The following is an 8,503-nucleotide window of genomic DNA, read 5'->3' as shown; positions in this document are numbered from 1 at the left end:
GCGGGCGATGCTGGCCTTTCGGTGTTGCGTAGCGGCTATGGCCTCGCTGCGCCCGACTATCTCAAGGGAGACCCCGAACGCCTGAGCGGTTACGTGACGGCTGAGCGGCTGGCGCGCATGAACCGGCAGGGGATGCACGGCACGTTCGCACAGGACCCTGCGGACTATCGCAAAGATCCCGGTTACGTGGTGCCGCGCGAGACTGTGGCGCAATTCTTCGACACGCCCACGCCCGAAACGGGTCTTCCGCCTGAGAAAGAGCGCGAATATCTCGGCCTGCTGAAAACGGGGACGCTCGAGCAAATCAACGGCTTCCTGTCCGCGAACGGCTACGAGACGACGCGGCCCGAAGACCTAGCCGCATGGGTGGCGGAGCGAGACGCGGGCGGGGATGTGACTCCCTCGATTGGCTACGCGGCTGCACCGCCGATTATGATCGACGGCGGGGGCGAGGCGCTGGGCGCTGGCATTCGGAAATATGCTTCGGGCTTCCTTGCTGGTGGTCTGGATGAACTCGGGGCCGTGGTCGATACGCTGGGCGGGACTCCGGGACGGGAAAACGTCTTCACCAGCGACCGACGCCTTGCGGACATCTGGGCAAATAATCAGCGCCAGAATGCCGCTACGCTGTCCTATGACCAGACGAATTACCCGGTGGCCTCTACGCTCGGCGAATTGTCGGGCGGGCTCACTTCGGGCTTTGTCCTGCCATGGGGGGCCGGGGCTCGCACCGTTCCGCAGATGGCCAAGGTCGGCGCGGCATGGGGCGGGGCCGGTGGTTTCCTCAGCACTGACGGAACGGTCACGGATCGCCTGAAGGGTGCGGCCATCGGCGCGCCTATCGGTGCAATCGCCGAACCTGCGCTGGGTAAGGCGGTGGAGGCGCTCGCTCCGCTGGTGTCGCGTGGTGCCCGTGCCTTAACGGGTCGCGGCGGTAATTCGACTGCTCGCGCGGCTGGCGATGCTTCTGCCGATATTCCCCCGCCCCCGGCTGGATTCACACTGGACCCGCCTTCGGGTGCGGGGCGTGTCGGTGATAGTGCCGATGGGTTCACCGCTGCCGATCTGGCAGGCCCAGCGGACGACATTCCCCCGCCGCCCGCTGGCTTCGTTCTCGATCCTCCCTCGTCGCAGGCGATGGCCAGCGATCCGATGCCGTCGCTCTCGATGGCGTCACCTCCCCTCGGTTCGACGCGCCGCCTGCTCGATCCCACCAGCCGGGCGCAGCTCATGTCCTCGGCGGCGAATATCCAGCCGCGCGATATGCTCCCCATGCCGTCGAACTTTGTCGATGGTGTGGAGGAAGCCGCTGCGATCGATGCCGGCCGATTTGTGGAAGCCCGCACCCCAAACGAGCGAACGGGACTGGAGCGCCGCACTGTCGTAAACTGGAGGGGCGAGGACATTCCCAAAGTCGGGCCTACCGACATGGTGGGTTGGCTTCGTTCGCGTGGTGGCTTGCGTCCCGATGAGGGCGGCGAACTGTTCGCCATGGGCGTAAACAATGCGGCCCGGCGGGGTCTGGACTTCGTGGGCCAGGAAGCGCGGTTCGGCCCGCTGGTCGATCCTGACGGCATGTCGCTGGACGATGCCGCGCTTGAGGCATGGGAAGCCGGGTTTTTCCCCGAGCATACCGACCGCCCCGATGTGAACACGTTCCTAGACGCGCTGCGCGATACCTATGACGGCAACAGCGGTCGCCGGTTCCGGCTGGACGATCAGCCCGAGATTGATGCCTATTATGCTGTCCAAGGGGAGCGGTTCGATCTCGAACAGCAACGCGAGGCCGTGGGTGGTCCGGTGTGGCAGGATCGGTCTGGTGCTGGCGATGATGCCGCGCCGTTTGCTCCGCCTGAGGCTTACGAAGAGTGGCCGTCCGAAGCCATCGGGCGCGTCGGCAATATCGACGTGTCGAAGCTCGATAGCCCGCAGGATATTTCCCGCGCCCTGAAGAACTCCTACAACGCCGTGGGCGGGTTCGATGCCGCAACCCGTGGACGGATCACACAGGCCGAGACCGAGCGGCTGGCGTCCGAGCTTAATATGTCGCCCGAGAAGCTGCTGGCGCGGCGGAAGGGTCAGGCGTTCAATGCGGAAGAGGCTCTAGCGGCCCGTCGCATTCTCGCGAAATCGGGCAACGAGCTGGTGAACGCTGCCCGCTCGATCCAGCGCATGGACATGCCCGGTGAGGAACTGCTCGCCGAGTTTCGCCAGAAATGGATGCGGCATGTCGCGATCCAAGAACAGGTGTCGGGCATGACAGCGGAAGCTGGACGCGCGCTCGCCCAATTCCGGCAGGCGGCGGATAGCCGCGAAGTCCGCACCGATATTTTGAACGGCCTCATTCGTGGCGGGGGAGGACAAAAGGGCCTGAAGGATGCCGCCGACCGACTGCTTGAAGCTGTGGAATTGGGACCGGGCAAGTTCAACGCGCTGGCGGAGAAGGCCGCGAAGCCAAAATTCCGCAACAAGGTGGGCGAACTCTACATCAACTTTCTGCTGTCGAACCCGCCGACGCACATCGTCAACATGGTGTCGAACACGATCACGGCGATGGCGCAGATTCCCGAATATGCGACTGCCTCGATCATCGGCGCTGGTCGCAAGGCGGTTCTCGGCAAGGCGGCGAAAGAGCGGATCACTGGCAGCGAAGTAGGCGCGCGCACCTTCGGTCTGGTCCAAGGCACAAAAGAGGGCATGTCGCTATTTGCCCGCGCGCTCCGCACTGGCGAGGCTGACGATTTCGTCAGCAAGGTGGAGGGCGACGAGTTCAAGGCAATCTCGGGTTGGAAAGGCGGGCTGGTCCGCATTCCCACGCGTCTGCTCACGGCGGAGGATCAGCTTTTCAAGGGCATTGCCCGGCGGATGGAATTGAACGCTCAGGCGGTGAGGATCGCCAATCGTGAAGGGCTGAAGGGCGACGCTCGGGAACAGCGCATCGCTGGACTGCTGGCCGATCCTACCGACGACATGCTTGAACGCTCGATGGACTACGGGCGTTATCTCACGTTCCAACGAAAACTGACGGGGTTCGGCGCAAACATCTCGCAAGCGAGTGCCAGCAACCTGCTTGCGAAGGTGGTCGTTCCGTTCGTGCGGACCCCCATCAATCTCCTGAAGTTCGCAACCGAACGATCCCCCGCCGCTCCGTTCCTGCCTGAATGGCGGGCGGACATTCGCGCTGGTGGTGAACGTCGCGACCTCGCGTTGGCGAAGGTCATGCTCGGGACCGGTTTGGCCACCCTCATGTATCAGGCCGCGCTCGAAGGGCGGATTACCGGCGCCATTCCGTCCGATCCGAAGAAAGCCAAGCTGCTCTACGCTGACGGCTGGCAGCCCTACAGCGTCAAGATCGGTGACCGCTATGTGAGCTATTCCCGCCTTGATCCGCTCTCGACCACCATCGGCGTTGCGGCGGATATGGCAACGCTCCCCGATGGAATGAGCGACCGGGAAAAAGAGGACATGGGGACCATCTTGGTTGCCTCCATCATGGGCAACCTCGCCAGCAAGACGTGGCTATCCGGCGTGTCATCCTTCACTGAGGCTTTGACCGATCCGGGCCGAAATGCGGACGCATGGTGGCAGCGCACCGTCAGCGCGTTTGCCGTGCCAGCCGGGGTTGCGGGTGCCGCGCGTGCGATCGATCCCGTCGCCCGTCGTCGCGAGACGCTGGAGCAATCCATTCAAGCCCGTGTGCCCGGCATGACCGACGGCCTATTGCCCCGTCGCGATGTGTTCGGCGAGGTGGTTCCTATCGATAGCCTTGGCCCGGACTTCCTATCGCCGTTCTGGCAATCGCAGGCGAGACACGATCCTGTCGTAGCCGAAATGCTCAGGATCGGCGGCGGGGTATCTGCGCCCGGAAAGACATATACCGAGGATGGCGAGCGGATAGACTACGCGCCCGAAACCTATGATCGCTATCACGAGATTGCGGGGCGCCTGACCTACAACAGCTTGCTGGGCCTAATTGGTTCGCAGCCCTACCAAGCGATGGACGACAACGCGAAGCGCAAGGCCGCGAAGAAAGCCGTAGCGAAGGCTCGCAAGGCGGCGCGGGGCGTGCTGGACGACATGAGTTATTCGCTCCCGGCTCGCGGTGCGTCGGGCTCGCTGCCATCGTTCAAAGAGCCGTCGCCGTCTCGGGGTGGACCCCCCAGCTCGGATGACATTCCTCCGCCTCCGCCGGGCTTTACGGTCGAAGGCGAGAGTGCGGGCGTCAACGTCTTCCGGGATCTTCAACAGGCCATCCCCGGCGTCCGGATTACCTCGGGCTATCGCTCGCCGGAATATCAGGCGGATATGCGACGGCGTGGCTATCGACCGGCGGCGAACAGTCGGCACCTCGACGGCGGGGCGCTCGATCTGGCCCCACCGCCCGGCAAGTCGATGTCATGGCTCGGCGCTCGGGTGCGCGAAGCCTATCCCGACGCGAAGGTTCTCAACGAAGGCGATCACATCCACGCTGAGTTCCCCGGCTACTACGGCGCCCCGGTCCTCGGCGGTGCGCGCTCGGCTGGTCTCAGCAATCCGAATGCTGGCATTCCGCCCCCGCCGCCTGGGTTCACATTGGACTGAGCATGGCGAAGAAACCTGCAACAATAGGCCGGAAACAGGATGGCACGTTCAAGCCCGGCCAGTCCGGCAACCCTGCTGGCAGGCCCGTAGGTGCCCGGCACGCGACAACGCTGGCGGTCGAGGCGCTGCTAGAGGGGGAGCATGAGAAGTTGACGCGGACAGCCATCGATAAGGCTCTGGAAGGCGACACTACGGCGCTACGTCTCTGCCTTGATAGGATCGCACCGGCCCGGAAAGACAGCCCGGTTTCATTCGTCCTGCCGAAAGTCGAAAGCGCTCAGGATGCCGTGGCGGCGTCGTCGGCATTGCTCGCGGCGGTGGCCTCGGGTGAGGTCACGCCGGACGAAGCGGGGCGGGTTATGGCGCTGCTGTCGGCCCACAAGGTGCTGGCGACTGTCTCCGATCTCGAACTTCGCATCATGGAACTGGAGGCCAAGACATGAGGACATTGACCAAGCGGGTCGAAGCGCTGGAGGCCCGAAAGGGTGAGAACATCGCAAGCGATCCCGCAATTCGCCGATGGCTGGGGATCGAATTGACTGAGGCGGAACAGGCCGAGCTTGCGGCGCGCCCGCCGCTCGAACCCCTGACGGAAGGGCAAGCGAGGGAGTTTTACGAATGGTGGCACAACGATTGCCGGGGGCCTTATCGATGCGCGGCCTGAGTCAGCGGGTCGCAGCGTTGGAGGCGAGGCAGCATGTGGGGGCGTCGTGGCTTACGATCATCCAGCGCGCGGGCCAGACCGAAGAACAAGCGACGGCAGCATATGAGGCGGAGCATGGTCCGATTGGCGATGCCAGCCGCTCGCTTCGAATCTTCATCCGCAAGCCGGGGTGCGTCCATGCGTAGTCTGGTCGCGAGGGTGGAGGCGCTCGAGCGTAAACAGCCGGATGCGTTTATCCGCCCGGTGCTGCTGGTATGCCCCGGTAATGATCCGCAGGCATTATTGGCGGACTGGTTCGCGAAGAACGGGCCATGCGATGCGGAGCCCCTTTTCGTGCATCTGGTGGGGGTGAAACCCGACCGTGTGTAAAGCGTGTGTAATGAGGCGCGGAACGAATCGACGGTTCCGGGAATGTTCCGGATGGCCCATTTCCGCCAATTCTCCAATGAGGACAGAGCGTTAGGAACCGCTCAGCATTGCCGGGAATGTTTGGCGACTAGACTTAAAATCCCCTGTCCTTTGGACGTGCGAGTTCGAGTCTCGCCACCCGCACCATTGCGCCAGCGGCAGCGATTTTCGCCGTTGGGCGCCCGTCCCGCTTACTCCATTTTAACCTGGCTTCTATAGAAGATGTTGGTGTGGTCGGCCGCATCCGGTGGACTGATTTGGTGCTAAGAAACAGGGACTTGCGGCACTATGGGCTATCCGGAAGCGAATTTTGAAAAGGCTGAGGTCGAGACGCCGAATCGCGATCAGCGCGGCGCGACTCGCTACACCTCGCTGATTCGCTCGGCCAAGCTCATCTGCGGTTCGGGAGAATTCGTCTGCGTGATTCGCGACGTTTCGGCGACCGGGATTTCGCTGCGCACCTTTCACCGCTTGCCGAGCGGGGACCGCATGGCGCTGGAATTGCCGAACGGCGATGCGTTCGAGCTTCAAAAGGTTCGGTCCGAGGGGCGGGAGGGGAGCTTCACCTTCCTGACGCCCGTTCCGGTCGAAAAACTGATCCGCGAAGCGCCCGATTATCCGAAGCGCCAGCTACGCCTCAATATCGAAATGCCGATCGAGGTTTCCTGCCTGACCGGGCGCGGACAGGCGATCACGCGCAACCTGTCTCAACAGGGCGCGTGCATCGATTGCGACGTGCCCCTTGCGATCGCGCAGACCGTCAAGCTGACCAGCGGCGATCTGCCCGAAATCCGCGCCAAGGTCCGCTGGCGGCGCGCGCCCGAATACGGGCTGGTGTTCGACAACACGTTCTCGCTATCCGATTTCGCGTGCATGGCCGCATCGATCCAGAGCCCGGTTTTGCTGTCCGAGTAAATCAGGCCGGCCGAAAATCCATCGCCACGCCGTTGATGCAGTGGCGCTTGCCGGTCGGTTTCGGGCCATCGTTGAAGATATGGCCCAAATGCCCGCCGCAATCGGCGCAATGGACTTCGGTGCGCGGATAGCCGAGCTTGAAATCGCGGCTGGTGCCGACGCCGCCGGGCATCGCATCCCAGAAACTGGGCCAGCCCGTCCCGCTTTCGAACTTCGTGCGCGAGGAATAGACCGCGTTGCCGCAGCCCGCGCAGGCATAGACGCCCTTGCGCTTTTCCTCATTCAGCGGGCTGGAATAGGGCCGTTCGGTCCCTTCTTGGCGCAGGACGGTGAATTCCGCCTTCGTCAGGCGCTTCTTCCATTCCGCCTCGCTGCGCGCGACGGGGAAGCTCTTGGCCTGGGCATCGCTGCCACAGGCGGCGAGCACGGCGGTGGCCGCGCCGGTCCCCAGAATGCCGAACAGGCCGCGGCGATGCGTGGTGAAGGTTTTGGTCTTGGTCATGGTCGTCACCGTAAACGAACGGGCCTGAACCCATGCTTGATCGCCCGAAAACCCCCGAACGTCAGAATGTCGAGACCTGGACTTCCAGCTTGCGGAAGCCATGGACGAAATTGGCGCGCACACGCTCGACATCGCCCACCACATCGACGCGCAGGCGACGTTTGTGCATTTCTTCGAGCAGGATCTTCAATTGCAATTCCGCCAGCCGCGCGCCGACGCAGCGATGGATGCCGTAACCGAAGGCGATATGCCGCCGGGCATTGTCGCGGGTGAGGTCGAGCGCGTCGGGATTCTCGAACACGTCTTCGTCGCGATTGGCGCTGAGATACCAGAGAACGACCTTGTCGCCCTTCTTGATCGTCTGGCCGAACACCTCGGTATCCTCGGTGCAGGTGCGGCGCATATGCGCGAGCGGCGTCTGCAGGCGCAGCATTTCCTGCACCGCATTGGGAATGACCGACGGGTCTTCCTCGAATTTCCGGCGCTCGTCCGGGTTCTTGTCGAGCTGGTAGACGAAGCCGCTCATCGAATTGCGGGTGGTGTCGTTACCGCCCACGATCAGCAGCACCAGATTGCCCATGAATTCCTCGGGCCGCATCTGGTTCATCGCTTCGGAATGAATCATCATCGAGATGAGATCGTCGCCCGGCTCGGGGTCCTGCATCCGCTCGGCCCAGAGCGACTGGAAATAGGCGCCCATTTCGTGGAGGATTTCCCAGCGCATCTTGTCCAGTTCGCGCACCGAGGCGAGCTCGGTATCGCCCGACCAGTCCGACCAGAAGGTCAGCAGGCGGCGATCTTCCCAGGGGAAGCCGAACAGGATGGCGAGCATGCCGGTGGTGAGCTCGATCGAAACCTTATCGACCCAGTCGAAGGTTTCGCCATGCGGCAGGCGGTCCAGCACTTCGCCGGTGCGCTGGCGGATCTCGGCCTCCATCGCGGTCATCGCGCTGGGGGTGAACTTCGGCGCGACGGTGCGGCGCTGGCCGGTGTGTTCGGGACGATCCATGGCGATGAACATCGGCAGCTCGCGCCGATCGACGCCTGTCTCGGCCAATTCCTCCTCGCTCAGACGGTTGAGGATGGTGATCCCGCCATGCTCCCAGCTCGACGAGAACGTTTCCGGCAGGGCCTCGATATGCTGGATCGCCTTATGGCCGACGACCGCCCAATAGGGGCCGAAGGGGCTTTCGGGGATGTAATGCAGCGGCCCGGCCTCGCGCATTTCGCGGAAGATCGGATGCCAGGTGTTTTCGGCATAGATGTCGCTGCGGCTGACATCCCATTTGTGCGGATGGCTGGGCCGGTGCTCGGGATGCTGATCGAAATGCGATTTGAGCGCTTCGTAGGCGCTCGGCTCGCGGCGGACTTCCGGCCGCTGGATGGGGGCGGTGGCCATGTTCTCTCTCCATCGGCGGCGACTCCTTGGCGGT

The 8,503-nt window shown here is 63.4% G+C and carries 7 protein-coding genes; 5 read left to right on the top strand and 2 right to left on the bottom strand.

Annotation, left to right across the window (positions count from 1 at the left end; translation table 11 throughout):
• Positions 1-24: 24 nt before the first annotated feature.
• The 5 genes from A3736_RS17650 (at position 25) to A3736_RS10825 (ending at position 6,568) form a co-directional block, all read left to right on the top strand.
• Entirely contained in the window at positions 25-4,581 is a 4,557-nt protein-coding gene (locus A3736_RS17650; RefSeq protein WP_233999356.1) for a hypothetical protein, read from the top strand.
• A gap of 2 nt (positions 4,582-4,583) precedes the next feature.
• Positions 4,584-5,024 carry a DUF5681 domain-containing protein gene (locus tag A3736_RS10845; protein WP_067682851.1) on the top strand — a complete coding sequence of 147 codons (441 nt, stop codon included), beginning with the start codon at positions 4,584-4,586 and terminating at the stop codon, positions 5,022-5,024.
• On the top strand, positions 5,021-5,245 hold the full coding sequence (locus A3736_RS10840; protein ID WP_067682849.1) for a hypothetical protein: 225 nt from the start codon (positions 5,021-5,023) through the stop codon (positions 5,243-5,245). The genes A3736_RS10845 and A3736_RS10840 overlap by 4 nt, the downstream gene beginning before the upstream one ends.
• A 177-nt stretch (positions 5,246-5,422) precedes the next feature.
• Entirely contained in the window at positions 5,423-5,614 is a 192-nt protein-coding gene (locus tag A3736_RS10830) for a hypothetical protein (RefSeq protein WP_067682845.1), read from the top strand.
• Between the two features lie 327 nt (positions 5,615-5,941).
• Positions 5,942-6,568 (top strand): PilZ domain-containing protein, encoded by a 627-nt coding sequence (locus A3736_RS10825; protein ID WP_067682843.1) that lies wholly within the window; start codon positions 5,942-5,944, stop codon positions 6,566-6,568.
• 1 nt (position 6,569) lies between these two features.
• Here A3736_RS10825 and msrB read toward each other — a convergent pair whose 3' ends face one another.
• On the bottom strand, positions 6,570-7,070 hold the full coding sequence (gene msrB, locus A3736_RS10820) for a peptide-methionine (R)-S-oxide reductase MsrB (RefSeq protein WP_067682873.1): 501 nt from the start codon (positions 7,068-7,070) through the stop codon (positions 6,570-6,572).
• A gap of 61 nt (positions 7,071-7,131) precedes the next feature.
• Positions 7,132-8,469, bottom strand: a complete 1,338-nt coding sequence (locus tag A3736_RS10815) for a cytochrome P450 (protein ID WP_067682841.1) — start codon at positions 8,467-8,469, stop codon at positions 7,132-7,134.
• Positions 8,470-8,503 lie beyond the last annotated feature (34 nt).

Origin of the sequence: Erythrobacter sp. HI0063 (assembly GCF_001635685.1) — a bacterium.
Lineage (GTDB): Bacteria > Pseudomonadota > Alphaproteobacteria > Sphingomonadales > Sphingomonadaceae > Qipengyuania.
Note: the sequence above shows the minus strand (reverse complement) of the source record. Positions and strands in the feature narration are given on the sequence as shown.